Origin of the sequence: Kitasatospora sp. NPDC058444, assembly GCF_042721415.1 — a bacterium.
Classification (GTDB): domain Bacteria; phylum Actinomycetota; class Actinomycetes; order Streptomycetales; family Streptomycetaceae; genus Kitasatospora.
In genome coordinates, this window is sequence record NZ_JBHXLL010000006.1 from 249,731 (window position 1) to 275,254 (window position 25,524).

Sequence of the window (25,524 nt, forward strand, 5' to 3'; positions counted from 1 at the left end):
ATCCGGCCCGCCGTTCTCGGACCCCCTTCTCGGACCCCCTTCTCGGAGCTCCCTCCCGGAAATTCTTCAGTCCAGACTGGACAGTCCAGACTGATGAAATTACCGTGGAACCGTGACCGAGAAGCGAACCGCCCGCCCCCGAGCCACTGCCGAGACCGCGACGTCCGCAGGGCCTGAGAGGGCTGTGGAGTCCGAGGCACCTGAGGAGTCCGCCGTGGCCGTGGTGCCCGACACCGCGGCGCTGGCCGCCCGTGAGCTGCGCGCCGTCTTCAGCCGGCTGCGCCGCACCCTGCGGGAGGCGAGCGGGACCAGCGACCTGACGCCCTCCCAGACCGCCGTGCTCAGTCGGCTGATCAACGACGGTCCGGCCTCCGCGAGTGCGCTGGCCGCCGCCGAGCGGGTCCGTCCGCAGTCGATGGCCGCCACACTCGGCGCGCTCGAACAGCACGGACTGGTCGGGCGCCGTCCCGACCCCGAGGACGGCCGCCGCCAGGTGGTCAGCCTCACCCAGGCCGGCCTGGCCCACGTCGCGAACAGTCGCCAGGCCCGCCAGGAGTGGCTGACCCGGGCCATGGCGGAGCACTACACCGAGTCCGAGCGCGCCACCGTGCTGGAGGCACTGGCCCTGCTCGACCGGCTGAACCGGTGAAGGCCGGCCCGTACGCCATGCTGGCCCGGCTGCGGGCCCGCCGTCAGCTGCCCGCTCCGGACGGCGGGTTCAACCGCCGGCTGATCGCACCGATGGTGCTCGGTTCGGTGCTCAATCCGATCAACTCGTCGATGATCGCGGTGGCCCTGGTACCCGTGGGCGCCGCCTTCGGCGCGCCGCCCGCCGAGACGGCCTGGCTGGTCACCGCGCTCTACCTGGCCACCGCCGTCGGCCAGCCGGTGATCGGGAGACTGGTGGACACCCACGGGCCGCGCCGGCTCTACCTCGCCGGGACGGCCCTGGTCGGCCTCGCCGGACTGCTCGGCACGCTCGCCCCGTCGCTCGGACTGCTGATCGCCGCCCGGGTGCTGCTGGGACTCGGCACCTCCGCGGCCTACCCCGCCGCGATGCACCTGACCCGCAGCGAGGCCGAGCGGACCGGGCAGTCCAGTCCTACCGGGGTGCTGGCGGTGCTGGCCGTGGCCAACCAGACCGTCGCGGTGGTCGGCCCCACCCTCGGAGGTCTGCTGATCGGCGTGGGCGGCTGGCGGACGGTCTTCGCCGTCAACGTCCCGCTGTCACTGGCCTGTCTGATACTCGGCGCGGCTCGGCTGCCCGTCGCCGAGCGCCGCTTCGGCAGCTCCGGCAGCTCCGACCGCTCCGGCAGCCCTGGCAGTTCCGGCAGCCCTGGCCGCGGCGACCGCCCTTCCGACCGCCCTGGCGGCCCCGAGCGCCTCGACCACGCCGGGATCGCGCTGTTCGCGCTCCTGCTGCTCGCCCTGATGCTGTTCCTGATGAAGCCCGACCCGGCGCGCTGGTACCTCCCGGTGCTCGCCGTCCTGGCGGCCGTCGCCTTCGCCGTCCGCGAGCGGCGGGCCCGCACCCCCTTCATCGACCTGCGGTCGCTCGCCGGCAACCGCCCGCTGATCGCCACCTATCTGCGCCAGGTGCTCGGCTACACCGCCATCTACGCCTTCCTCTACGGCTACACCCAGTGGCTGGAGGAAGGGCGCGGCCTGTCGGCCGCCACCGCCGGACTGGTGCTGCTGCCGCTCTCGCTGACCGCGCTCACGGCCGCCGGGGTCACCGGCCGCAGCCCGGGCGTGCGCGGCAAGCTGCTGGTCGGCTCCGCCTGCCAGATCGCGGCCTGCGCCGCCCTGCTGCCGGTGCACGCGAGCAGCCCGGGTGTCCTGCTGATCGCGGTCGGCGTGCTGGCGGGCGTCTCCCAGGGGCTGATCGGGCTCGGCACCCAGACCGCCCTCTACCACCAGGCGGATCCGGCGGCCATCGCCTCGGCGGCCGGGCTGCTGCGCACCTTCATGTACCTCGGCGCGATGGCGGCCTCGGCCGCGAACGCCGCCTTCTTCCCGCACGGTGCCACCACGGGCGGGCTGCACCGCCTCGCGCTGTTCATGCTCGGCGCTGCGGCCCTGCTCCTCCTCACCGTGCCCGACCGTTCGCTCGGCCGACTGGGAAGTCCCTCGCAGCACCAGGGATGACGGCCGACCAGTTCTCCTCCGCCGGGGTTCCGCGCCGGGTGTGGACGCCCGGGGAGAGGTCGACCACCTCGGTCGGACAGGCCTCCCGGACGAGCGTGAGCCGTACGCTGCTCGTCCAGCCAGTCCGGTGCGGGGGAGGGCACGACCCGGAGCGCGACGCCCGATTCCTCCGCTCCTCCGCGTCGGAGACGGTCGCCCAGAGCCCGCCCGGCCGTGCGGGCTCGATCCGCAGCTCCGGGCCGTGCTCCTCGTCCGGCCGGCGGACCGCGGACCCGCGATCGAGCCGGTCCAAGACCGTCTCCCACTGACTGAGAGGGCGGTCGGTCAGCAGCGTGACGAACCGGCCTCGTACCGGGTCGGCGGTGACGGTGATGTCGTAGTCCAGCCGGTCGTGGCCGTCGGGCGGGAAACACCCCGTGCCCGGCGGCGCCGCCCCCTGCGGGCGTCGTCGGCACGCGGACGGCCCGCCCACGCGGGGCCGGCCCGCCCTCACGCGAACGGCCCGCCGGGCGTGGAGTGTCGGGCGGGCCGTTCGGGCGGTGAGGTGGGTGGTTCGTTCGGTGCGGCGGCGGTCGTCGGGTCAGCGATGGTCCGGGTGGCCGGTGAGCACGGTGGTGAAGATCGGTTCGCCGTGCTGGTGACCGGTCACGGTGGTGGTGAGGGTGTCCGGGTCCACGCCGGGGGTGTGTCGGGCGGTGATCGTGGTGGGCGCGTCGTGCTCGGCGTACCGGTGGAAGGTGGTGGCCGCGGCGGCCGGGGTGACGGTGACCGGGCTGCTCAGCGCGTTGGCGGCCTGCCGGGCGGCCTCCAGTAGCACCATGCCCGGGATGTGGTCGTTGGTGTGGTCGAAGAGGATCGGGTGCCGGAAGTCGGGGGTGAGGTGCCAGCTGCCGGGGGCGTCGGCCGGGGTCAGGACGACGTCGCACGGGCGGAGCCGGCCGACCCGGGCCGGCGGGAGCGGCTCGGCGGTCATGATCGGCGCCGACGGGTGCTCGGCGCCGTGGCGGCCCCGGCGCAGCCGCTGGTAGGTGGAGTGCGGGACGGTGGTGAAGCGGGCGTACCCGGTGCCGGCGCGCTGGGTGCCCCGCCGGACGACGGTCTCCAGCGTGAAGTCGACCGTGGTGCCGGCACGACGCGGCTGGGCGAGGAGCTGGACCTCCAGGGTGAGGTCGGTCGGTGCCGTGCCGATCAGCAGCCGGTGCGGCAGGGTGGTGTAGTCGAGGTTCCACATCATGAACTTGTGGTCGAGCGGTATGTCGAACCGGGCGTGGGCCAGATAGAGACCGGCTTGGCGGATCGTTTCAGCAGTTTGCATCGGGTCGTGCCGGGTGCCGTCCGCGGTACTGAAGAAGGTGTGCGCCCGCGGCCACTGCGCGGTGACGGCGAAGACGGTGTCGGTCAGCTGTCGGCTGCCGGTGATGAAGACCTCGGCGTGGCAGGCCCGGTGGACGTACTCCTTGGCGACGGTGCTGGTCAGGCGGGGCACCGGGGCTGCCGTGGTCGGGCCGGGGATCGTCCGGGAGTCCAAGCCGGTGCGGGTGCCGGTGCCAGTGCGGCTGGAGGTGCGGGTGGCGGTGCGGGTGGTGAGGGCGGAGTCGGGCGTGCGGTAGGTCAGAAGAGTCATAGGGAGCGCTCCGAAAGGCCGTGATGGGCGGGGTGGGCTGCTCAGGGCTCGTAAGATACGTACCTACCGGTTTGGTTTTCAAGAAGCCAGAGCGAAGGTTCGTCGGCGGCCGAGCGTGTTCGGTCGAGCACGGTGGGTGCGTGTCGATTGTCGCCTGGGGATCAGATTTGTCGAGTGGGCGTTCTTGACCTGCGACAACGCCGACAGGCAGGATTGACAGGTTCATTACCAGTGCCCGGTTGTCCGTCGCCCGCTCGGCTTCAAGTGGGAGTTCTTGCTCCGGTTGTCGGGGCCGGCGACGGGATGTCGGCCCTCTCTGCCCGGCCCGCACCGGCTATGCGGTTTCGGTCCGCTCAAGGACGGCCCTATGCGGCCCGGGATGCAAGGCCCCACGTCGAGCTCGGCGGTTAGGATACGGGTTGTTTGGTTTTGTTTGCCGAGCCTTTCGGGTGGGGTGGTTACGGTGGTGCGGCAGGAGCGGGCGGTCCGGACGCGTCGGCTGATCCTGGAGGCGGCGGCGTCGGTCTTCGACGAGCACGGGTACGAGGGGGCGACGATCGGTGAGGTCGTGGCCCGTGCCGGGGTCACCCGCGGCGCGGTGTACTTCCACTTCGCCTCGAAGCGGGAGCTCGCCCAGGGGGTCGTGGACGAGCAGTTCGGCCGGGACGAGATCCCCGAACGGCACTGCAAGCTCCAGGAGTTCGTGGACCTCGGGATGGTGGTCGCCCATCTCATGCCGCACGATCCGGTGCTGAGTGCCGGTGCGCGGCTCTCCCTCGGCCAGGACGTGTTCGGCGACTTCAGCGGCGGTGCGGCGCCGGGCTGGATCCAGCGGGCCGAGAGCGTGCTGGAGACGGCGGCGCGGCGCGGTGAGCTGCTGCCCCAGGTGGTGCCCGCCGAGACGGCCTGGCTGGTCACCGGGGCCTGGACGGGGGTGCAGATCCAGTCCCAGAAGATGTCCGGGCGGGCGGACCTGGAGCGCCGGATCGCCTCGCTGTACCAGCACGTGATGCCCAGTATCGCGGTGCCCGGGGTGCTGGCCACGCTCGACCTCGCGGTGGACCGGGGGGCCCGGGTGGTCGCGGAGCTGGCGGCGGCCCGGGCGGCGGAGTCCGTCGCCGACGAGGAGGCCGGGCGGGGCGCGGAGGAGCCGGTCGGGGCCGGACCGGCCTGAGTCGGGCGCTCCGGGCCGGCCGGGTTGCCCGGGCGGGCCTCGGATGAAGCCGGCTTGAGGTCGGACCGGCAGTCCGGCGTTCGACTCCACCGGGGATTGCTCGCCCCGGAAACGAGCAGTGCGTTCGGTTTCGTATCAGGAAACCGCCTGTCCTGTTTTTTTGGATGGGTGCCGGGCGCTCGATCGACCGCTACCGCACCACGTGAGCCTGCATCGGGAGGCGCCCGGCGGTGATGGGCGACGGCGGGGCCGGCGGCTATGCGGCGAGCACGCCGGTGTTCTGGCAGGCGTGCAGCAGCCACCGGCCGTCGTCCTGCCGGGTCATGACGTACAGCGGTGCACCCTCCGAGTCGCCCTCCGGCGAACGGTAGACCTGGCGGACCTTGACCGCGGCCACGTCGGGGCGGAGGAACCGGATGTGCACCGGCTCGTACGTGACCTCGCCGTCCCAGGTCGCGGCGGGCAGGACGGCCCGGGTGAACTCGGCGATGCTGTCCAGGCCGAGGAGGACCTTGCCGTGCGCGGTGGTCCAGATCGCCTCGGGGTGGAACAGCGCGAGGAACGCCTCCGGGTCCTTGGCGCGTTGGGCGCGTTCGACGGCGGCCACGACCCGTTCGATGGCCCGGATGTCCGCCTCGGGGTTCGCCGGGGCTACGGCTGCTGCTTCGGTGTTCATGTGGATCACCCTGGACCCTCAAGTGGCCTTGAGGTCAAGCCGGTCGGGCGTCCCGGCGCGCAGCGTCAGGTAGTCGTCGAGGCGGGCCGAGGCGGTGAGCATCGTGAGGGACCGGGTGGTGAGGCGCTGCTGCCAGGCGTCGAGAGCGGCGGCCGGCTCGCCGCTGCCGCCCGCCGTGCGGACCTGCCGCAGCACGGTGGCGATGTGGTTCAGCAGGTAGCCGCCCCGGCGCAGCAGGTGGGCGAGTTCGGCGTCCCGGACGTCCGCGGGGAGGTAGCGGCGGTGGCCGGTGGCGCGGTCCCGGGCCGGGGTGAGGATGCCGGCGGCCTCCCAGGCCCGCAGGGTCGCGGGGGTGACACCGAGCCGGTGCGCGACCTCCCCGACCGAGCGGGGGCCGGGCGGTGCGGGAAGCCCGATACCGGCGATGGCGCCGCCGGTCAGGTGGCCGACGGCCTCGCGGACGGCGGCGAGGGTCTCCCGGTCGCGCAGCAACTGGGCGTGGCCCCGGTCGAGTTCGGTGAGGGCCTCGTCGAGCCGCTCGGCATGGACGGCGGTCATGACCGATCCGGCGGTGGCGTACCCGTACGCGGGGACGAGGGTGAGGTAGGCGCGCAGGGCGGAAGCGTGCAGCTCGGTGTAGATCCGGTACCCGGTGGGCGTGCGCTCGGCGGGCGGAAGGCAGCCGTCGCGCTCGTAGTTGCGGATCGCCTGGGTCGAGATGCCGTGCTCGCGGGCGAGGTCAGCGGGTCGCATGGTCGTCCGGTCGTCTCCCGTTCCGGGCCCGGGTGGGCGTTCGAAGCCGATCGATCCGCCATTGCCGTGCTGCCCGACTTCGGTGTCGTTTGAGGCTTTCGGCAGCGAGTGAGCGGCGGTTGAGCGGTAGTGGCGGGAAAAGTCTCAACCGTTCTGTCAAGGATACGCTTGAGGTCCATGAACCAGGACATGCATGACTTCGTCACCACCGGGTGCGAGCTTCTGGGCCTCGGCGAGCCGACGCACCGGGAACCGGCGTTCGGGCTGGTCCGCAACGAGCTGTTCGCCCGGCTGGTCGACCGGGGCTTCCGGTCGATCGCCCTGGAGACCGACCGGGTGGCCGCCTTCGCCGTGGACGCCTACGTCCGGGAGGGCGTCGGCACCCTCGAATCGGCGATGCGGGAAGGCTTCACCCACGGGTTCGGGGAACTCGCCCCCAACCGCCGACTCGTCGCCTGGATGCGGGAGTTCAACCGGCACCGGCCGCCCGGCGAGCGGCTGGCCTTCCACGGCTTCGACATCCCGACCGAGAACACCAGCGCCCCCAGCCCGCGCGGCTACCTCGAACACGCCCGCGACTACCTGGGGTCGGACCTGGACATCGCCGCCGTGGCGGGCGAGGACGAGCGCTGGAGCCGTACGGAGGCGGTGATGGATCCGGCCCGGTCGCCGGGTGACAGCGCCGAGGCCGCGCGGCTGCGCTGCCTCGCCGACGACCTGCTCCTCCAACTCCACATGCGGGCACCGGAACTGATCGGATCGACCTCGCCGGCCCAGTGGTACGCGGCCCGCGCCCGGCTGGCCGCCGGGATCGGGCTGCTGCGCTACCACGCCCAGTCGGCGGTCCGGGGCCGTACCCAGAGCGCCCGGATCAGCGCCCTGCTCGGCGCGCGGGACGCCCTGATGGCGCAGAACCTCCTCGACATCCGCGAGATCGAGTCCCGGCGCGGACCGACCCTGCTCTTCGCCCACAACCGGCACCTGCAACGCAACCCGAGCGCCTGGGCGCTGGGCGAGCTGGACTGCCGGTGGACGGGCGCGGGCCACATCGCGGGCATGCTGCTGGGCGAGCGCTACGCCTTCGTCGCCGGGAGCCTGGGGCGCAGCGAGGCGCTCGGGCTCGCCGAGCCGGCGCCGGGGACGTACGAGGCCCACCTCCAGGGAAGCGGTGCGGCCTGGGAGTTGACGGACACCGCGCTGCCGGCCGGGGCCCGCACCCGCACCGACACCCTCCCGCGGCAGGGCTACTTCCCGCTCGACCGTGAGGTGCTCGACGGCGCGGCCGCGCTGCTGCACATCGCCGACGGCGCGGCGGTGTCGGCCGGAGCCGGAGTGCCGGCCGAAACCTGAGCGCCGGCCGAATCCTGAATGCCGGCCGGAGCCTGAGCGCCGACCGGCCCGGGGTAGGCCTGCCGCAGGTGGGCCACCAGGGCCGCGGCCGGTGGCGAGCAGGGCCGGTCGGCCGGCCAGGCGAGCGCGATCCGGACCCGCGGCACGGGACCGGTCAGCGGGCGCACCCGCAGACCGGGCAGCGGGCCCGGGTCCGGCAGCACGGCCACGCCCAGGCCGTGCGCGGCGAGTTCGGCCAACTGCGGTGGGGCGGCCGCCTCGACGCCGACCGCCGGATCGACGCCGGCCTCGGCCAGGGCGGACTCCAGCGCGGTGCGCAGACCGGTGCCGCGCGGGGTGCTCACCAGGGCGTGTCCGGCGAGCGCCGAGACCGGGAGCGCGTTCCGGCCGTGGCCGGCAGCACCGGCAGCACCGGCAGCCTCGGCGACGGTGTCCGAGCCCGGGCCGGAGCCGGAGCCCGGGCCGGAGCCGGTGTCCGAGCCGTCCGCGGAGCCCGCGGCGTCGGCGAGCGGATGCTCCGGCGCGCAGGCCGCGACCAGCGGGACCTCCAGCACCGTGTGCAGCGTGAGCCCGCTCAGTGCCGACCAGCCGTCGTCGCCCTCCCGCCCGCTCGCGGGGCTGGGCAGGCCGACGACGGCGAGGTCCAGCCGGCCGTCGCGCAGGGTGGAGAGCATCCGCGCGGTGGTGTCCTCGGTGAGTGAGAAGTCGATGCCGGGGTGTTCCTGGCGGAACGCCGCGAGTGTGGTGGCGAGCCCGGGGAAGGTGCCCAGCTCGGACGGTGGGGTCAGGGCCGCCCCGGCGACCATGCCCAGGCGCACGTGTCCGCGCCGCAGCCCGCCGAACTCCTGGGCCGCGTGGCGGGCCGCGGCCGCGGAGGCGAGCGCGGCCCGGGCGTGCGGCAGCACCGCCTCGCCGACCGGGGTGAGCCGCACGGTGCGGCCCGACCGGTCGAGCAGCCGGTGGCCCAGCTCCCGTTCCAGCTGCCGGACCTGGGCGCTCACCCCCGGTTGGGTCAGGTGCAGCAGCTGCGCGGCCCGGGTGAAACTGCCGTGCTGGGCGACGGTGACGAAGTACTGGAGCTGCCGCAGTTCCATAACTCCTGATCATAGGTGGCAGAACGTCCCGGTCTTGGACGGGTGTGCGGTTCCGGCCGCAGGCTGGACGCATGGAAACCGTGCCGCAGAACCAGGACACCGGGCAGATCCACTGGATCCGCGAGCAGATCGCGGCCGAGCGCCGCGAACTCGCCGACGTGTTCGCCGACCTCACCCCGGAGCAGTGGGACTCGCCCTCGCTGTGCGGGGGTTGGCGGGTCCGGGAGGTGGCGGCGCACATGAGCACCGGCTTCCGGTACGCGACGGCGCGCACGCTCCTCGAACTCGCCCGCTCCGGCGGCAACATCCACCGCATGGCCGACCGGATCGCCCGCCGCGACGCGGCCGCCATGACCGAGCGCGAACTCGCCGCCGCCATGGCCGACCACGCCGACCACCCCTGGCGCCCGCCCGTCGGCGGCCGGATCGCCGCCCTCGCCCACGACGCCGTCCACGGCCTCGACATCACCGTGGCGCTCGGGCTGCCCGCGCGGTTGCCGGTGGTGCGGACGACGGCCCTGCTGGCCGGCGTCTCACCCCGCACGCTGCGCTTCTTCGGGGCCCGGCTGGACGGCGTCCGGCTGGTGGCGACGGACGCCGACTGGTCCTACGGGCACGGTCCGCTCACCGTGGCAGGACGGGCGGAGCACCTGCTGGCGGTGGCGTACGGGCGCCGGGTGCCGGAGGGCCTGCTGGCGGGGCCCGGCGCGGGGCGGTTCACCGCCGCCGGGTGAGGCGGAGCCCTACCGGCTCCGGCGTCCAGCGACCGGACGAGTGCGGCGTGCAACGGCTCGGCCTGGGAGCGGTCCAAGGATCACCGCCGCCCGGGAGTCCGCGTCCCCCGCGCCGTCCGCGGAGGGCCGGCCGTCATGCGAGCCTCGGGGGGCCGTGACTACGATCGGAAGAAGCCCTTCCGGATGGTGGTGAGACGGAAGCCAGGTCGCCGATGGCCCCGAGGTCCGTGCAGTGGCCGCCGTACGTGCGGGTCGCGCCGTGGTTGCTGACCGCCGGCGGGCTGGTGTGGAACGCGCTGGACCCGACCGACTACTGGGGCGATCCGCTGCTGGCGGCAGCCTCCGTGCTGGCGGGCGCGCTGCTGGCGCTGCGGGACACCGTCGCGGTGGGGGTGGCCAACGTCCTCGGCATCGTGCTGCTGTCCACCCAGGACGGGACGATCGGGACCGTGGCCGGCTTCCTCGAGCTGGCGAACACGGTGTTCGCGGCGCTGCTCGGGGTCGGGGTGAACCGCGTGGTGGCCCGGCACGGGCGGCGGCTGGCGCGGGTGCGGTCGGTGGCCGAGGCTGCGCAGCGGGCGGTGCTGCCGGAGCCGCCCGCGCGGGTGGGGCGGCTGTCGGTCGCGGCCTGTTACCGGGCTGCCCAGGACGAGGCGCTGATCGGCGGAGACGCGTACGCGCTGCAGGCCACCCCGTACGGCGTGCGCGGGCTGATCGCCGACGTGCGGGGCAAGGGGCTGCACGCGGTCGGGGCGGTCTCGGTGCTGCTGGGCGCCTTCCGCGAGGACTCCCACCGGCTGCCGGACCTGGCCGCGCTCGCGGACGCGCTGGAGGACTCGCTGCTGCGGGAGGTCGAGCGGATGAGCGAGGAACTGCGGCTGGAGGGGTTCATCACCGCACTGCTGGTGGAGTTCCCGCCGGGGGAGGAGACCGTGCGCACGCTCGACTGCGGGCACCCCGGCCCGTACCTGCTGAGCCCTTACCCGGAGGGCGGGGCCGAGCCCCCGGTGCGCCGGCTGGACGCGGCGGACCCGGGGCTGCCGCTGGGGATGGGCGGACTGGGCGTGGCGCGTCCGGCGCCGGAGAGCCGGCCGTTCCCGGCCGGGTGCACGCTGCTGCTGGTGACGGACGGGGTCACCGAGGCGCGGGACGCGGCGGGGGAGTTCTACGACCCGGTGCTCGGGCTGGCCCCGCTGGGGCCGTTCGCCGGGCCCGGTGAGGTGCTGGACGCGCTGGTCGCGGATGTCGAGCGGTGGACCGGCGGGCCCAGGGACGACGACATGGCGGTGCTGGCGATCACCCGCCGGGCGGAGACGGGGTCGGGCGGCTGACGGGCGGGGTCGGGTCGGCGGCAGGGTCGGGCGGCTGATGGTCGGGGTCGGGGTCGGCGGCAGGGTCGGGCGGTCGGGGTCGGCCGGGTGGCCACCCGGCTGGGTTCGCAGGTGGCCCGTATCCGTCCGGTCACCCCTGTCTACGGCTCGCTGCGGTCACGCGGATATCACGATGAGGTGACGGTAGGACTGCACTCCATGGAATCCGGCCAAGTTGAGCGTCATCGTCCGGTGGCTGGAAAGACGGCGTCCGAATACCGGACAAGAATCTGGACGGGAGGGCCCGGAGGTGATCAAGGTGCCCGCCGGCCCGTGCCCCCAAGGCCGACGGGCACCGCGGGCGGCGCGGCGGCGGGGGAAGCGGCCGTAAGGAGCGCGCAAGGGTCGGCCGGGGGAGTGACCTGATTCGGCCGACCTGTGGTCCGTCCGGAAACGAACCTGGTGCTTGCCCCGTGTCGAAGGGGTGACCGAGAGTCGCACCGATGAACGAGAAGCCCAGCCCCCGCCAGGCCCGTCTGCTCGGCCACCGCGATTTCCGGCTCCTGCTGACCGGAGCCGCGGCGGCCCAGACGGGCAGCCAGGTCACCCTGGTAGCCCTCCCGTTGGTGGCCGTGATGGTGCTCGACGCCACGCCGTTCGAGGTCGGCCTGCTGACCGCCGCCGAAACCGCCGCCTTCCTGCTCGTCGGCCTCCCGGCGGGCGCCTGGCTGGACCGGATGCGCAAGCTGCCGGTGCTGATCCGGGCCGACGTGGTGCGGTGCCTGGCCGTCGGGTCGATCCCGCCGGCCGCCGCCTTCGGGGTGCTGACCATGCCGCAGCTCTACGTGGTGGCGCTGGTCACCGGGGTGGCGACGGTGTTCTTCGACGTCGCCCACCAGTCCTTCCTGCCCGCCGTCCTGCCGCGCGAGCAACTGGTCGGCGGCAACGGGGCCCTGGAGACGGTCCGTTCCTCGGCGCAGATCGCCGGGCCGGGCCTCGGCGGCGGGCTGGTCCAGCTGCTCGGGGCGCCGCTCGCCATCGTGGCCGACGCCTGCGGCTACCTCGCCTCCGCGCTGCTGCTCGTCCGGATCAAGGTCGAGGAGCCGCGGCCCGAACCCGAGCCGGGGCGCTCCCTGCGCGCCGAGGTCGGAGAGGGCGTGCGGTTCGTGCTCGGTCACCCGCTGCTACGGGCGATCGCGACCGCCACCGCCACGTCCAACCTGTTCTCCGCCGTGCTGGCCGCCGTGCAGACGGTGTTCTGGGTGCGGGTGCTCGACCTGTCGCCGGGCGCGATCGGCGTGCTGCTGTCGGTCTCCGCCATCGGCGGACTGGCAGGCGCGCTGTGCGCCGGGCAGCTCGCCCGGTGGATCGGACAGGCCAGGCTGATCTGGCTGTCCACGGTGGTCACGGCGCCGTTCGCGCTGCTCTGGCCGCTGTCCGGCGGCGGTGCGGGCGTGGTGCTGTTCGGCCTGGCCTCCGGGGTGGTGCTGTTCGGCGCGGTGGCCTACAACGTCGCCCAGGTGAGCTTCCGGCAGAGCGTCTGCCCACCGGAACTGCTCGGCCGGATGAACGCCACCATGCGCTTCCTGGTGTGGGGCACCCTGCCGATCGGCGCGCTGATCGGCGGTGTGGTCGCCGACGCGTCCGGGCCGCGCACCGCGCTCTGGCTCTGCGCCGCCGGGTTCCTGCTGGTGCCGCTGCCGCTGCTGCTCTCCCCGCTGCGGCGGATGCGCGAGCTGCCGGGCCCCGAGCGTGCGGCCGGGCAGGGCGCGGGTGCAGGCGCCGAGGACACCGCCGACGAGGAGAGCGCCGTGAGCCCCGGTGCGTCCTGACCGGCCCGCCCGCCGGTACCTCTCACCCGATTCCCGCACCCGATTCCCGCACCCGATTCCCCCGCCACCGGGCCCGAGCAAGGCCCGGCCCTCTCCCCGACCGATCCCAGACCCGAGCCGCGACCGGAAACCGGAGACCGTTCCCGTGCACGCCAGCATCACCGCCGCCTACCTCGCCCGGTACCGCTCCGCCGCCGCCGAATCCCCGGTGGAGCTGCTCCCGCTGACCGGCGCCCAGCGGCGCTTCCTGATCACCCGCCGGCTCACGCCGCAGAGCCGCACCGATGTCGTCCCGCTGTTCTTCGCCTACCCGTGCGGCACCCTCGACCTGGACCGGCTGGCCCGTGCCGCGGCCGCGGTGGCCGCCCACCACCCGGCGCTGTGCGGCGGATTCGCGACCGTGCGCGGCACACCCGTGCTGCGCACCGGCGGGCCCTCGGCCGAGGCCGCCCGGATCGCCGTCGCCCCCGGCGGCACCGCCCGCGCGGCGCTGCGCGAGGCCCTGCTGGACTGGCCCGCCGACGGACCCGCGCTGCGCCTGCTGGTGGCCGCGGACCCGGACGGGGACGAGGAACTGCTCGCCCTCGCACTGGACCACGCCGCCTGCGACGAGCAGTCGCTCGGCGTGCTGACCGCCGAACTGAGCGCCGCGTACGAGCAGGACGAGCCGCCGGCGGAGGGGCCCACCTCCCAGGCGACGGCCGACTACCGGCAGGCCGTCGAACTGCAGCTCGCCGCCGAGGACGCCGCCGGCGGCCCGGCCGCCCAGGCCCACTGGGGCCGCCGGCTGGGCGGCCTGACCGGGGCGGGCGGCGGCGCGGCGACGTCCACCGGCATGCTCGCCGAGCGGCTGCCCGCCGCCGACGGCGCCGCCCGCGGCGCCGTCTTCCCGGCCCTGCTGGACGCGGTCGGCTCGGCCCTGCACCGGCTGCATCGGCTGCACGGGGCGGAGGGGGCCGCCCGGCCGGAGACCGGCGGGGGGCCGCTCGCGCTCGGCTACCCGTGGGGCGGACGGCCGGCGGACGCACCCGCCGCGCTCGGCTGCTTCCTCAACACCCTGGTGCACCCGGCGACTTCGGGCCCGGTCGCGGACCTGGACGCGCTCGCCGACGCCTGGTGGGACGACCTCGACCACGCCGGCACCCCCTTCGACGAGGTGGTCCGCGCAGCCCGCACCGCCGGGGCCCCGTGGTCGGGCGCCCTGGACGCCCTGCTCACCATGGAGGACCTGCACCGCCGTCCTCCGCTGGTGCTCGGCGGCACGCCCGGCCGGGAGGTCCACCTGGACGGGCGCCCGCTCGCCGCGCCGCTCGCCGTCTCCGCCTCGCACGGCGACGACCTGCTGATCCGGCTGGCCTGGGACCGCGACCGCTTCCCCGAGGCCGACGCCAGGGCCGCCTTCGGCGAACTGCTCGCCGTGCTGCGACACCACCTGCACGCCGGGCCGATCCCGGGCCCTCAGGCCTGATCGCGCTCAGCGGACCGGGTCCACCTGACCGCGCGCCCGCACGCCCCACCCGCGGGCCCCGAACCACCACGACCGATTCGCCACGACCAGTCCGCCACGACGAATCCACCACACCCGTCCACACCCGTCCACGCGCGTCCGACACGCCGCCCGACGGGACCTCCGGGGCCCCCGGGCCGCACCTCACCCCGGTGCGGCCCGGTCCACCGGCCGGCGCGGGAACACCCCACGCCCGCTCACGGCCCCAGCAGTGCCGACACGCCCACCACACAAGGGAATCGACCATGTTCGCACTCTCTCCCTCGCAGGAGATCGTCTGGCTGCACGAGCAGATGCTGCCGGGCAGTCGCGCCTACAACTTCACCGCCGTCCTCGACCTCTGGGGCACCCTCGACCGGGACGCGCTGCACGCCGGCCTGGCCGCCGTGCTGGCCCACCACCCCGGCCTGCGGCTGGAGTTGGTGCCCAGGTCGGAGGGACTGCCCGGCCAGCGGGTCGCCGACGGCTGTGAACCGGAGCTGCGCCACAGCGACTTCACCGCCGAGCCGGACCCGGAGGCCGCCTTCCGCCGGCTGCTCGCCGCCGAGGCCGAGGAGCCGCTGGACACCGAGCGGGCGCCGGTGCTGCGCTGGCACCTGGTCCGGCTCGGCGACGACCACCACCGGCTGATCCACGTCGAGCACCACCTCGTCCACGACGGCCACTCCTTCGCGATCCTGCTGCGCGACCTCTTCACCGTCTACCGCGCCACCGTCCTCGGCGAGCCGTACGAGCTGCCCACCGCCCCCTCGTACGAGGACCACGCCCGCACCGCCGCCGACCTCCCCCGGGACCGCGCACTCGACTTCTGGAGCAAGGAGCTGACCGACGCGCCGCGCGAGGTCACCCTGCCCGGGCTGGCCCGGCCGGGTGCCGAACGGCGCCACCGCGGCGGCCAGTTGCGCCAGTCGATCGGCGCCGACCTGGCCGAGCGGCTGCGCGAGCGCAGCAAGGCGGACGGCCACACCCCGTTCAGCACCCTGCTCGCCCTGTTCGCCGAGCTGCTGCGACGGCACAGCGGCCACCGCGAGCTGGTGGTCGGCACCGCCGTCGGCAACCGCCCGGAGGGCTTCGAGGGCACCGTCGGCATGTTCGTCAACACCGTCCCGCTGCGCCTGCGGCTCGATCCGACGGCCCCCGGCACCGAGGCCGTGGATGAGGTGACCGACGTCCTGCTGCGCGCCCTGCCGTACCAGGACCTGCCGGTCCAGGAGCTGACCCGCCGACTCGGACTGCACACCACCGGCGCCGACAACCCGCTGTTCAACGTGATGTTCAGCGCGCACGACGCGGCGCTGCCCGACGTCCAGGCGCCCGGGCTGGAGGTCTCGCTGTACGAGGGCTTCAACACCGGCACCACCCGCTTCGACCTCGACCTGGTGCTGCTGCCCGACGACCGCCGGGTGGTCGGCGAGAAGCACGGCGCCGCCGGGATGACCCTGGTCTGGGACTACGACGCCGACCTGTTCCGCGAGTCCGAGGCGGTGCTGCTGTCCGAGCGGCTGCTGGAGCTGCTGCGCTGCTACCTGGACCTTCCGCAGACGCCGATCGCCGCCCTGGCCCCCGCACCCGAGGCCGCGCAGGACGCCCCGGTCACCCCGGCCACTCCGGCCGCGCTCGACCCGGCCGCCGCCCACGATCCGACCGCGCTGGCCCTGCTGGCCGGCACCGAGCGGATCAGCTACGGCGAACTCGACCGCCGGGTCACCGAGTTGGTGGAGCGGCTGCGTGCCGCCGGAGTCGTCCCCGGTCAGCCGGTGGCCACCGTGCTGCCGCGCGGCGCCGACAGCGTGGTCGCCCTGCTCGCCTGCCTGCGGTACGGCGCCGTGTACGCGCCGCTGTCCACCGAGGACCCGGCCGCCCGGCTCGGGCTGCTGCTGGAGCGGCTGAGCCCGGCGCTCGTCCTCGCCACCCGGCAGAGCGCGCTGGCGCTGCCCGCCGAGGGCGTCACCCCGGCCCTGCTGGACGGCCCCGCCTTCCCGAAGGCCGAGCCCGCCGCCGTGCTGGACGGCGCCGCCTACGTGATCCACACCTCCGGCTCCACCGGAGTGCCCAAGCCCGTCCTGGTCGGCCGCGAGGCCCTCGCCGGGTACGTCGCCGCGATCGCCGACCGCTACCGGCTCACCTCCACCGACCGGGTGCTGCTGTTCGCCCGGCCGTCCTTCGACGTGGCCCTGGAGGAGGTGCTGCCCGCCCTCGCGGTCGGCGCCGCCCTCGTCGTCCCGCAGCGCGAGGTGCCCACCGGGCCCGAACTGGTGGCCGTGCTGGCCGCCCGCGGCGTCACCGTCGCCAACCTGCCCACCAGCTACCTGCTCGCCGTCCGCGAGGACCTGGTCGAGGCGCTGCGCGACGGCCGCTGGGCGCCCCGCCTGCTGGTGCTCGGCGGCGAGCGGCTGCCCGCCCGGGCGCTGGCCGGCCTGACCGAGGCCACCACCGTGCTGAACGCCTACGGCGTCACCGAGGCCACCGTCACCTCCACCGTGTACGAGGTCACCGCCGCCGACGTCGCCGAGGACGGCGAGATCCCGCTCGGCGCCGAACTCGACGGCGTGCGCATCCACGTCCTGGACGACACCCTGCGCCCGCTCGCCCCCGGCTGCGTCGGCGAACTCGCCGTCGGCGGACCCCTGTTGGCCGAGGGCTACCTGGGACTTCCGGAGCCCACCGCGGCCCGCTTCGTCACCGTCCCCGCGCTCGGCGACGCCCGCGTCTACCGCACCGGCGACCGCGGCTACCGCGACCTGGACGGGCGGCTGCGCTTCCTCGGCCGCGCCGACAACCAGGTCAAGCTGCGCGGCCACCGGATCGAGCTGGAGGAGATCGAGGCCGCCGCCTCCGCCGAACTCGGCGGCCGCTCCTGCGCGGTGCTGCTGCACACCGACCCGCAGACCGGCCCGCGCCTGGTCGGCTTCCTGGAGGGCGCCGACCGCCCCGACCAGGCCGCCCTGCACGAGGCGCTCGCCCGCCGGCTGCCCGGCGGACTCGTCCCGGCGAGCTGGACGGCCGTCGCCGCGATGCCGACCCTGCCCGGTGGCAAGCCCGACCGCGCCGCCCTCGCCCGCCTGGTGGCCGATGCCCCGGAGGCGGAGGAGAGCGAGCCCAGCGAGTTCACCGACCCCGGCCAGCGGCTGATCGCCGCCGCCTGGCGCGAGGTGCTCGGCCACGACCGCTTCACCGCGGACTCGCACTTCTTCGAGGTCGGCGGCCACTCGCTGCTCGCCGCCCAGCTCGCCGCGTACCTGGAGCCCCACCTCGGCAGCCGCCCGCCGCTGCGCACCCTGTTCCGTCACGCCGTGCTGGCCGACCAGGCCCGCGCCCTCACCGCCGGTGGTGCCAAGTGACTTCTCCCTCCGCCGTCCTCGAGGCCGGCCACCGCGAACTCGTCGAGGCCTTCGAGAGCTTCGTGCGCCGCGAACTCGTCCCGCTGGCCGCCGAGTTGCCCGAGACCGCCGACCAGGTCCCGGCCGACCTGCGGACCTACGTCCGCAAGCGCTCCGCCGCCCTCGGCTTCTACGCGGGCGACTACCCCGAGGAACTCGGCGGCGCCGACATGCCGTTCACCGCCGTCGTCCTGCTGCACCACGCCGCCGGGCGCAGCGGCTGCGTGCTCGCCCCGTACGCGCTGGCCGGCTCCGACGGGCCCAGCCCGCTGCTGCGGCACGGCACCCCCGAGCAGGTCGAGCGCCACCTCGTCCCTCTGGTGCGCGGCGAGCAGACCCGCTGCCTCGCCCTCACCGAACCGCACGCCGGCTCCGACGCGTTCCACCTCACCACCACCGCCATGCGCACCGGCGACAGCTGGGTGCTGAACGGCCGCAAGACCTTCGTCAGCAACGCCGAGCACGCCGGGATCGCGCTGGTCGTCGCCGCCACCGACCTCGGCGACGGGGCCGGTCCCACGGCCGGCGCCACCGCCTTCGTGCTGCCGATGGACCAGCCCGGGCTGCGGATCGGCCAGCGCTACGAGGGCATGTCCGGCGAGCCGCTGTTCGAGCTGCTGCTGGACGGGGTCACCGTCGGCCAGGAGGCCGTGATCGGCGGTGAGGAGGGTGTCGGCGCGGCCACCGCCCTCGCCATCGACAGCCTCTCGCGCGGCCGCCTGGTGGTCGCCGCGATGTGCAACGGGATCGCCGAGCACGCGCTGCGGATCGGCGTCGAGTACGCCAAGGACCGGCGGGCCTTCGGCCGGGTGATCGGCGAGTACCAGCACGTCCAGGAGCACCTGGTCGCCACCCGGGCCGAGGTCGAGGCCTCCAAGCTGCTCACCCTCGCCTGCGCCCGGCTGGTCGACGAGGGCACCGAGTCGCCCGAGAACGCGGCGCTCGCCAAGCTCACCGCCTCCGAGACCGCCGTGCGCGCGGTGGACCGCTCGCTCCAGGTGCACGGGGCCACCGGCTGGGTGCGCGGGCACCCGCTGGAGTTCCTGTACCGCTACGTCCGGATGACCACGATCATCGAGGGGACCTCGGAGGTCCAGAAGGTGATCATCGCCCGTTCCATGGGCCTGAACTGACGCTACGTCACTCACTTGTCCGGATCCTGGAGATGATGATGGAAAACCTTGACGCCGCGGCCCTGACCGCAGACGCCCCGAGCATCGGCTACGGCCGTCCGCACCAGGACGGCGCGGTGCTCGACCTGTTCACCACCTGGGTGCACCGCACCCCCGACGCCCCCGCCCTGATCGACGGCGAGCACACCTACAGCTACGCCGAACTCGACCGCCTCGCCGACTCCGTGGCCGAGGCCCTGCGCGGCAAGGTCGGCCCGGGCGACCTGCTCGGGGTCTGCCTCGGCCACTCGGTCTCGCTGGTCGCCGTCACCCTGGCCGCCGCCAAGCTCGGCGCCGTCCACCTGCCGCTCGGCCCGCGCCCCGGCGAGCGCCGACTGCGCGCCGTCGCCGAGCAGCTGCGCCCGGCCTGCCTGGTCGGCGAGCCGGACCTGCTGCCGCCCGGCGGCGAGCGGCTCCCGCTGGACCTGCCCACCGCCGGTGTGGTGGCCGCCCTGACCTCCGGCGAGCAGGTGAGCGTCCCGGCCGGTACCCACTACGCGGTGCTCACCTCCGGCTCCACCGGCACCCCGAAGGCCGTCGCCGTCACCGAGCCGGCGCTCGGCGCGCTGCTGCAGTGGTACCGCGAACTGACCGGCCTCGGCCCGGGGGAGCGGCACAGCCTGCTGATCGGCGTCGCCTTCGACCCGCACGTGCAGGAGCTGTGGGCCGGCCTCACCTCCGGCGCGGCCCTGGTCGTCGCCCCCGAGGCGGTCCGCTGGGACACCGGCGCGCTCACCGACTGGTGGCGCGAGGCCGGTGTCACCGCGTCCATCCTGCCCACCCCGCTGGCCGAGCCGGTCCTCGGCCGGCCCTGGCCCGCCAGGCTGGCGCTGCGCCACCTGGTGATCGGCGGCGACCGGCTGCGCCGCGCCCCCGGGCCCGACGTCACCGCGACCGTCCACAACGCCTACGGCCCCGCCGAGGCCACCGTCACCACCACCGTCCACACCATGGCCCCCGGTGGCGACCACGGCGCCGGCGCCCCGCCGATCGGCCTGCCGATCGACGGCGCCGTCCTCCTGGTCACCGACGAGGACGGCCGCCCGGTGCCGCGCGGCACGGCCGGCGAGCTGCGGATCGGCGGCCGGGGCCTGGCCGCCGGGTACCTCGACCCCGAGCTGACCGCCCGCCGCTTCGTCGACGCGCCCGCCGGGGTGACCGGCACCGACCGGGTCTACCGCACCGGCGACCGGGTGGTGATGCGGCCGGACGGAGTGCTGGAGTTCCACGGCCGCCTCGACGACCAGGTCAAGGTCAGCGGTGTGCGGATCGAACCCGCCGAGGTCGAGGCCGCCTTCGAGCGCGACCCGCAGGTGCACCGGGCGGTGGTCGCCGCCGAACAGGCGCCGACCGGCGGGGCCCGACTGCTCGCCTTCGTCCGGGCCGAGGCGGGCGCCGACCCCGCGGCTCTGCTCGACGCCGTCCGCCCGTGGCTGCCCGAGCAGGCCGTCCCCTCCGCCGTCCGGCTGGTGGAGCACTTCCCGCTGGACGCCAACGGCAAGGTGGACCGCCAGTCCCTGCTGGCCGACGCGGCGGCCGCCGAGCCGGACGAGGAGGCCCTGGCCGACGAGGGCGGCACCCCGGTCGAGCGCACCGTGCTGAAGCTCTGCCGCGAGCTGATCGGCCGCGCCGACCTCGGACTGGGGGACAACTTCCTGGCGTCGGGCGGAAATTCGCTCGCCGCGGCGAGACTGCTGGAGGCCCTGGAGAACGAGTACGGCGTACGGCTGCGCGCCCCCCTGGTGCTGCGCCAGCCCGACCTGCGGGCCGTCGCCCGGCTGGTCGAGGAGCGGGCGGCCGAACCGGCCGCGACCGCCTGACCCCGCCCGAACCTCCTCAGCAGGGCGCCCCGGCCCACCCGGCCGGGGCGCCCGGAAGGGAACCACCCATGACCACCAGGACTCCCGCGAGCCCCGCGCACCCCGCGACCACCGAGAACCCCGCGACCTCGGCGAGCTCCGCGGCTCCCCTCGTGCGGCCCGCCCTCGCCCTGCCCACGCTGCCCACCCTCATCACCCGTCAGGCCGAGCGCCGGCCCGACGCCCTCGCCGTGACCGACGGATCCACCGTCCTGACCTACCGCGAACTCGTCGAAGCGGCAGGCCGGCTGGCCGCCGTCCTGGCCGCCCGGGGAATCGGCCCCGGCAGCGCCGTCGCCCTGCTGTGCGCCCGCTCGACCCGGTTCGTCGTCGCCCAGCTCGCCGCCTGGCGGGCCGGCGCCCTGGTCGTCCCGATCGACCCGGCCTACCCGCGCCCGCGGATCGCCGAGATGATCGCCGACGCGGACGTCCGGCTCGTCCTGGGCGACAAGGGGCTGCTCGCCGAGGCCGGGCTCCCGGAGGAGCGCGCCCTGGTGCTGACCGAGCGCGGCACCGAGGCCGCCGACGGGACGGCGCCCGACGCCGCCGACCCGGCCGCGCCCGCCCTGCTCTACTACACCTCCGGCTCCACCGGCCGCCCCAAGGGCGTCCTCGTCCCGCACAGCGCCGTCGCCGACCTGGCCACCGCCGAGGACTCGGTCGTCCTCGGCCCCCGGGACCGGGTGCTCTTCCACTCCACCGTCTCCTTCGACGCCGCCACCTTCGAGCTGTGGGCCCCGCTCGCCCGCGGCGCCGCCGTGGCCGTCTCCCCGAGCGAGCGGCCCAGCGCCGAGGACCTGGTCCGCGACGTCGAGAGCTTCGGCGTCACCACGCTCTTCCTCACCACCGCGCTCTTCCACCACCTCGCCGCCCGGCGGTCCCGGCTCTTCGGCGTGCTGCGCACCCTGCTCGTCGGCGGCGAGGCGATCTCCTCCGAGTACGCGGGCGCCGTGCTGCGGGCCTTCCCGTGGCTCGAACTGGTCAACGTGTACGGGCCGACCGAGGCCACCACCTTCACCACCCTGCACCCGGTCACCCGGGCCGACTGCGCCGGCTCCGTCCCGATCGGCCGGACCTTCGGCGGCGCCCGGGCCCACGTCCTGGACGAGCGGCTCGCGCCGGTGGCGCCGGGCACCGTCGGCGAACTGTGGATCGCCGGCGACCGGCTGGCCCTCGGCTACCTCGACCGGCCGGAGCTGACCGCCGAGCGCTTCCGCGAACTGCCCGGCATCGGACGTGCCTACCGCAGCGGCGACCGGGTCGCCCGACTGCCCGACGGCTCCCTGGAGTACCACGGGCGCACCGACGACCAGGTCAAGGTGCGCGGCTTCCGGATCGAACCCGGCGAGGTCGAGCACGCGCTGCTCCAGCTGCCCGAGGTCGCCGAGGCGGCGGTCGTGGTCCGCCGGGCCGGGCAGGCCGACGCCGCGCTCACCGCCTGCCTGGTGTTCGCCGAGGGCGCCCGCCCGGCCGTCGAGACGCTGCGGGCCCGGCTGGCCGAGCGGCTGCCCGCCCACCTGGTGCCCACCGCCTGGACCGTGCTGGCCGCGCTGCCGCTGACCGGCAGCGGAAAGGTGGACCGGCGGGCGCTGGCCGCCGACGACCCGGCCGAGGCACGGCCGTCCACCGGCGGGCAGGCCGAGACGCCGCCGACCGCCGACGCCGGACTCGGCCCGATCGAGCAGGTCGTCGCCGAGGCGTGGAGCCGCGCCCTGGAACGCCCGATCACCGACCCGTCCGCCGACTTCCTCGCCGAGGGCGGCCACTCGCTGCTCGCCATGTGGGTGGTGGACGACCTGCGCGAGGACCTCGGGGTCGAGCTGTCGCTCGCCGACTTCCTCGACCACCCGACCGTCGCCGCCCAGGCCGAGCTGCTGGAGCGCGCCCTGCGGGCCGCCGACGACACCCCCGGAGCCGACCGATGAGCACCGTCGACCAGACCGACCTGCTGCGCCGCGCCCGCAACCGCCGCGCCGCCGGCGCCGCCGTTACCGCCGGCACCGCCACCGCCACCGCCGCCGTCACGCCCGCACCGGAGGACCGCTCGGCCGAGCCCACCGGTCCCGCCCCGCTCTCGCACGCCCAGCAGCGGATGTGGCTGATGGACCACCTCGGCCAGGGCGGCGCCCTCTACAACGTGCCGCTCGCCACCCGGCTGCGCGGCCCGCTCGACCACGCGGCCCTCGCCGCCGCGCTCACCGGCCTGACCGAGCGGCACGCCGTCCTGCGCACCCGCTACCCGCGCCGGGGCGAGGAGCCGTACCAGCGGATCGACCCGGTCGTCCCGGTGCCGCTGCCGGTCCTGGACGCCACCGGCCCGGAGCAGCTCGCCGCCGAGGCCGCCCGTCCGTTCGACCTCGTCACCGGACCGGTGCTGCGCGCCGTGCTGCTGCGGCACGGGCCCGAGGACCACACGCTGCTTCTGACGATCCATCACATCGCGGTGGACGGCGGCTCACTGCCCTTCCTCGCGTCCGAACTCGGGGCGCTGTACCGCGCCGCGCGGGACGGCGTACCGAGCCAACTCCCGCCACCGGCCCCCTCGTACGCCGACTACGCCCGCCAGGAGCGCGCCCGGGAGGCCGAACTGACCTCCGCCGCCGACACCCTCGCGGCCGGCCTGTCCGGGGCCCGGCCGCTGTCACTGCTGCGGCCCGTGCCGCCCGGCGCCCGCGAGCGCCGCGCCGCCCTGCACGCGGCCCCGCTGGACCCGGCCGTCGTGGTGGGGCTGCGCGGCCTCGGCGGGCGGCACGGCGCCACGCTGTTCACCGTCGTGCTGGCCGCCGCGTTCGCGGCGCTGCGCACCGCCTCCGGGCAGGACGACCTGGTCCTCGGCTGCGCGAGCGGCCACCGCGCCCGGCCCGAGTTCCGCCGGACCGTCGGCCTCGCGGTCAACACCCTCGCCGTGCGGGCGAATCCGTCCGGAGACCCGTCGTTCGCCGAGTTGCTCGGTCTGGTCCGGACCGCCCTGCTCGACGCCCAGCGGCACCACGAGGTGCCGTTCGACCTCGTGGTCGAACGGCTCGGCGCGGCCTCGCGCGGCGCGGACGGCACGCCGCTGCTCTCGGTCAGCTGCGACCTGGTCCAGGCCGTCGAACCGCTGGCGCTGCCGGGCCTCGAAGCCGAGAACGTCGAACTCGACCTGGGGCTGGCCAAGTTCGGTCTCGCCCTGCTCGTGGAGGACGGCCCGCGGCCGCGCGTGCTGGTCCAGCACGACCGGGACGCGGTGGACGGGACCGTCGCCGCCCGGCTCGCCGACGCCTTCGCCGCGGTGCTCACCGCCGTGGCCGGCGACCCGGACCTGCCGCTGTCCGCACTGCCCGGCGAGCGGCTGGCCGCCGCCGAACACCCGGTGGTGGCGGCCCTGTCGGCCGACCCGGCGGTGGCCGAGGCGGCCGTGGTCGAGACCCCCGACGGCCCGCCGCTCGCCTACGCGGTGGTGCGCGGGCCGGTCACGCCGAGCGGCAGCGCCCTGCGGGCCGCCCTGCGCGGGCTCCTTCCGGCCGCCGAACTGCCGCTCGCCGTCACCCTGGTGGACCGACTGCCCCGGCACCCCGACGGCACCCTGGACCGCGACCGGCTGCCCGGCGCCACCCCGCGCGCCCAAGGCCCGCTGGCGGAAGACCCGTCGGCGGAAGGCCCGTTGGACGTCGTGCGGCAGGCCTACGGTGAACTCCTCGGCGCGACCCCGCCCGCCGACGGCGACTTCTTCGCCCTCGGCGGCCACTCCCTGGTCGCCGTCCAGCTCGCCGAACGCCTGCGCACCCGCACCGGGCTGCCGCTCACCGGCCTCGACATCCTGGAGCAGCGCACCCCGCGCGCCCTCGCCGCCCTGCTCGCCACCCGCGCGGAGGAGCGCCGCGCCGCCCTCGCCCAGGCCGGCGGCCGGCCGCAGGACGCCGCGGCCCGAGCGCGGACCACCGGCGCCCGCACCGGCACCGTCCTGCTCACCGGCGCCACCGGCGGGGTCGGCGCGGCCGTGCTCCAGGAACTGATCGCCCAGGGCCGGCCGGTCCGGGTGCTGGTCCGGCCGGAGTCCGCGCACCTGCCCGCGCTGAACGGCGCCGAGGTGGCGGAAGGCGACCTCGGCGACCTCGACAGCCTGCGCCGGGCCGTCGACGGCGTCGACGCCGTCATCCACTGCGCCTGCACCTTCACCGACCACGCCACCGACCTCGCCGCGATGCGCGCCCTGGTCGACGGCTGGCGGGGCGGCCCGTTCGTCTTCGTCAGCAGCATCGACGCGTACGGCCGTCCGGCGGGTACCGAGGTCCCCGAGGGCAGCCCCAGCGGAGCGTCCGTCACCCCGTACGGGCAGGCCAAACTGGACTGCGAGCGGATCCTCTTCGAGGCCGCCGCCGGCCGCGGCCAGGCCATCGCCGTCCGCGCCCCGATCGTCTGGGGCCCGCACCACCGCCTGCGCGACCAGCTCCGCTGGGGTGCCACCGGCCCGCTCTACCAGGCCGCCCTGGCCGGCCGGCCGATCGGCCTGCCGGACTCGCAGGAGTGGCACGGGGCCTCCTGGGTGCACGCCGCCGCCCTGGCCCGCGCCCTCACCGCCTGCCTCACCCCGGGCCACCCCGCCGCCGGCCGGGTCGTCAACGCGGTGAGCGGACACCTCTCCTGGGCCGACTTCACCGCCGAACTGGTCCGCCTGCTCGGCTCCGACAGCCCGATCGCCGCCACCGCGGACGCCGACGAGGAACTCCGCCGGCCCTGGCACTACCGGGCGGACGTCCTGGCCGACGCCCTCGCCCCCGAACCCGGCGAGGACTGGCGCGGCGTCCTGGCGGCGATGGTCCGCTGACGCCCCGGCGGCGGGGGGGGGGGGGGGGGGGGGGGGCGGCGGCCCCCCCCCCCCCCCCCCCCCCCCCCCCCGCCGCCCCCGCGCCCGCCGCGGGCCCCCACCCG

At 75.6% G+C, this 25,524-nt stretch carries 18 protein-coding genes; 13 read left to right on the top strand and 5 right to left on the bottom strand.

Going from position 1 to position 25,524, the window contains the following annotated elements:
* The first annotated feature begins 214 nt into the window (after positions 1-214).
* Together ACFWP2_RS10240 and ACFWP2_RS10245 are read left to right on the top strand one after the other, a co-directional pair.
* Complete coding sequence (locus ACFWP2_RS10240) at positions 215-649, top strand: MarR family winged helix-turn-helix transcriptional regulator (protein ID WP_380449891.1); 435 nt, start codon at positions 215-217, stop codon at positions 647-649.
* Positions 650-666: 17 nt separating this feature from the next.
* Entirely contained in the window at positions 667-2,148 is a 1,482-nt protein-coding gene (locus ACFWP2_RS10245) for an MFS transporter (protein ID WP_380449941.1), read from the top strand.
* Here the strand turns inward: ACFWP2_RS10245 and ACFWP2_RS10250 are convergent.
* On the bottom strand, positions 2,090-2,641 hold the full coding sequence (locus ACFWP2_RS10250) for a DUF5959 family protein (RefSeq protein ID WP_380449892.1): 552 nt from the start codon (positions 2,639-2,641) through the stop codon (positions 2,090-2,092). The genes ACFWP2_RS10245 and ACFWP2_RS10250 overlap by 59 nt on opposite strands.
* An 87-nt stretch (positions 2,642-2,728) precedes the next feature.
* Positions 2,729-3,772 (bottom strand): ScbA/BarX family gamma-butyrolactone biosynthesis protein, encoded by a 1,044-nt coding sequence (locus tag ACFWP2_RS10255; RefSeq protein ID WP_380449894.1) that lies wholly within the window; start codon positions 3,770-3,772, stop codon positions 2,729-2,731.
* Between the two features lie 463 nt (positions 3,773-4,235).
* On the opposite strand from ACFWP2_RS10255, the gene ACFWP2_RS10260 reads away from it, so the two are divergent.
* Positions 4,236-4,946: a ScbR family autoregulator-binding transcription factor gene (locus tag ACFWP2_RS10260; RefSeq protein WP_380449895.1), complete on the top strand. Its 711-nt coding sequence runs from the start codon at positions 4,236-4,238 to the stop codon at positions 4,944-4,946.
* A 256-nt stretch (positions 4,947-5,202) separates the two neighbouring features.
* Here ACFWP2_RS10260 and ACFWP2_RS10265 read toward each other — a convergent pair whose 3' ends face one another.
* Complete coding sequence (locus ACFWP2_RS10265) at positions 5,203-5,622, bottom strand: SgcJ/EcaC family oxidoreductase (RefSeq protein ID WP_380449896.1); 420 nt, start codon at positions 5,620-5,622, stop codon at positions 5,203-5,205.
* Positions 5,623-5,640: 18 nt separating this feature from the next.
* Positions 5,641-6,375, bottom strand: a complete 735-nt coding sequence (locus tag ACFWP2_RS10270; RefSeq protein ID WP_380449897.1) for a TioE family transcriptional regulator — start codon at positions 6,373-6,375, stop codon at positions 5,641-5,643.
* Between the two features lie 177 nt (positions 6,376-6,552).
* On the opposite strand from ACFWP2_RS10270, the gene ACFWP2_RS10275 reads away from it, so the two are divergent.
* Positions 6,553-7,725 carry an erythromycin esterase family protein gene (locus tag ACFWP2_RS10275; RefSeq protein ID WP_380449898.1) on the top strand — a complete coding sequence of 391 codons (1,173 nt, stop codon included), beginning with the start codon at positions 6,553-6,555 and terminating at the stop codon, positions 7,723-7,725.
* Here ACFWP2_RS10275 and ACFWP2_RS10280 read toward each other — a convergent pair.
* Complete coding sequence (locus ACFWP2_RS10280) at positions 7,620-8,819, bottom strand: LysR family transcriptional regulator (protein WP_380449899.1); 1,200 nt, start codon at positions 8,817-8,819, stop codon at positions 7,620-7,622. The genes ACFWP2_RS10275 and ACFWP2_RS10280 overlap by 106 nt on opposite strands.
* A gap of 71 nt (positions 8,820-8,890) precedes the next feature.
* On the opposite strand from ACFWP2_RS10280, the gene ACFWP2_RS10285 reads away from it, so the two are divergent.
* From ACFWP2_RS10285 to ACFWP2_RS10325, 9 genes are all read left to right on the top strand, one after another.
* On the top strand, positions 8,891-9,553 hold the full coding sequence (locus tag ACFWP2_RS10285; protein ID WP_380449901.1) for a maleylpyruvate isomerase family mycothiol-dependent enzyme: 663 nt from the start codon (positions 8,891-8,893) through the stop codon (positions 9,551-9,553).
* Positions 9,554-9,765: 212 nt separating this feature from the next.
* Positions 9,766-10,884, top strand: coding sequence for a PP2C family protein-serine/threonine phosphatase (locus tag ACFWP2_RS10290; RefSeq protein WP_380449902.1), 1,119 nt, complete (start codon positions 9,766-9,768; stop codon positions 10,882-10,884).
* A 482-nt stretch (positions 10,885-11,366) separates the two neighbouring features.
* The gene (locus ACFWP2_RS10295; protein ID WP_380449903.1) at positions 11,367-12,695 is read left to right on the top strand and encodes an MFS transporter; all 1,329 of its coding nucleotides are present in this window, start codon (positions 11,367-11,369) and stop codon (positions 12,693-12,695) included.
* A 145-nt stretch (positions 12,696-12,840) separates the two neighbouring features.
* Positions 12,841-14,163 carry a non-ribosomal peptide synthetase gene (locus ACFWP2_RS10300; RefSeq protein WP_380449904.1) on the top strand — a complete coding sequence of 441 codons (1,323 nt, stop codon included), beginning with the start codon at positions 12,841-12,843 and terminating at the stop codon, positions 14,161-14,163.
* Positions 14,164-14,447: 284 nt separating this feature from the next.
* Positions 14,448-17,543: an amino acid adenylation domain-containing protein gene (locus tag ACFWP2_RS10305; protein WP_380449906.1), complete on the top strand. Its 3,096-nt coding sequence runs from the start codon at positions 14,448-14,450 to the stop codon at positions 17,541-17,543.
* Positions 17,540-18,715, top strand: a complete 1,176-nt coding sequence (locus tag ACFWP2_RS10310; RefSeq protein ID WP_380449907.1) for an acyl-CoA dehydrogenase family protein — start codon at positions 17,540-17,542, stop codon at positions 18,713-18,715. Before ACFWP2_RS10305 ends, ACFWP2_RS10310 begins: the two co-directional genes overlap by 4 nt.
* Before the next feature lie 35 nt (positions 18,716-18,750).
* Positions 18,751-20,574 (top strand): amino acid adenylation domain-containing protein, encoded by a 1,824-nt coding sequence (locus ACFWP2_RS10315; RefSeq protein WP_380449909.1) that lies wholly within the window; start codon positions 18,751-18,753, stop codon positions 20,572-20,574.
* Between the two features lie 68 nt (positions 20,575-20,642).
* Positions 20,643-22,538, top strand: a complete 1,896-nt coding sequence (locus ACFWP2_RS10320) for a non-ribosomal peptide synthetase (protein WP_380449910.1) — start codon at positions 20,643-20,645, stop codon at positions 22,536-22,538.
* Positions 22,535-25,420 (top strand): condensation domain-containing protein, encoded by a 2,886-nt coding sequence (locus tag ACFWP2_RS10325; RefSeq protein ID WP_380449912.1) that lies wholly within the window; start codon positions 22,535-22,537, stop codon positions 25,418-25,420. The genes ACFWP2_RS10320 and ACFWP2_RS10325 overlap by 4 nt, the downstream gene beginning before the upstream one ends.
* The last annotated feature ends 104 nt before the right edge of the window (positions 25,421-25,524 follow it).

Coding starts and splice junctions, on each gene's coding strand:
- ACFWP2_RS10305 (WP_380449906.1), top strand. CDS start 14,448: ATGTTCGCACTCTCTCCCTCGCAGGAGATCGTCTGGCTGCACGAGCAG.
- ACFWP2_RS10255 (WP_380449894.1), bottom strand. CDS start 3,772: ATGACTCTTCTGACCTACCGCACGCCCGACTCCGCCCTCACCACCCGC.
- ACFWP2_RS10325 (WP_380449912.1), top strand. CDS start 22,535: ATGAGCACCGTCGACCAGACCGACCTGCTGCGCCGCGCCCGCAACCGC.
- ACFWP2_RS10280 (WP_380449899.1), bottom strand. CDS start 8,819: ATGGAACTGCGGCAGCTCCAGTACTTCGTCACCGTCGCCCAGCACGGC.
- ACFWP2_RS10315 (WP_380449909.1), top strand. CDS start 18,751: ATGATGGAAAACCTTGACGCCGCGGCCCTGACCGCAGACGCCCCGAGC.
- ACFWP2_RS10285 (WP_380449901.1), top strand. CDS start 8,891: ATGGAAACCGTGCCGCAGAACCAGGACACCGGGCAGATCCACTGGATC.
- ACFWP2_RS10295 (WP_380449903.1), top strand. CDS start 11,367: ATGAACGAGAAGCCCAGCCCCCGCCAGGCCCGTCTGCTCGGCCACCGC.
- ACFWP2_RS10290 (WP_380449902.1), top strand. CDS start 9,766: ATGGCCCCGAGGTCCGTGCAGTGGCCGCCGTACGTGCGGGTCGCGCCG.
- ACFWP2_RS10270 (WP_380449897.1), bottom strand. CDS start 6,375: ATGCGACCCGCTGACCTCGCCCGCGAGCACGGCATCTCGACCCAGGCG.
- ACFWP2_RS10265 (WP_380449896.1), bottom strand. CDS start 5,622: ATGAACACCGAAGCAGCAGCCGTAGCCCCGGCGAACCCCGAGGCGGAC.
- ACFWP2_RS10245 (WP_380449941.1), top strand. CDS start 667: ATGCTGGCCCGGCTGCGGGCCCGCCGTCAGCTGCCCGCTCCGGACGGC.
- ACFWP2_RS10275 (WP_380449898.1), top strand. CDS start 6,553: ATGAACCAGGACATGCATGACTTCGTCACCACCGGGTGCGAGCTTCTG.
- ACFWP2_RS10320 (WP_380449910.1), top strand. CDS start 20,643: ATGACCACCAGGACTCCCGCGAGCCCCGCGCACCCCGCGACCACCGAG.